We start from the raw sequence: 400 nt of genomic DNA on the forward strand, positions 1-400 counted from the left end.
GAGAAGACTCCCACTTCAACGAAGCGAAGCGGAGTAAGTGGGAGATGAATCGCCTTAACTATATTTTGCTGAAAATAGGATAGATTCAGTAAAATATAGTATAATATAGTTAGATGGGAGGTGAAAAAATGTATTTTTGTATCAAACAACAGCTAAATGGTTTGACCAAAGAAGAATACTTGACTCTTCGAGAACTGTGCCATATTGCCAAGAACATGTACAACGTCGGATTGTAAATTGGCAAACTTGTCATTGGCTATGCGGAAACATGGCAACGCAATATGAATCTAGGAAAAAAGACAAATCAAAACTTTGTCAATATTCCTCTCGGTAACATAAAAGAAAAACTAGAATATCTTTGTGAATTTTACGGCATTGAATTCTTGAAACAGGAAGAATC

At 35.2% G+C, this 400-nt stretch carries 1 pseudogene; it reads left to right on the top strand.

Features of this window, described 5'->3' with window-relative positions:
* Nucleotides 1-236: 236 nt before the first annotated feature.
* A pseudogene (locus ETC02_RS18685) lies at nucleotides 237-400 on the top strand (RNA-guided endonuclease TnpB family protein); the annotation flags it as partial.

This window comes from Geobacillus sp. DSP4a (genome assembly GCF_013096875.1).
Taxonomy (GTDB): Bacteria; Bacillota; Bacilli; order Bacillales; family Anoxybacillaceae; genus Geobacillus; species Geobacillus thermophilus.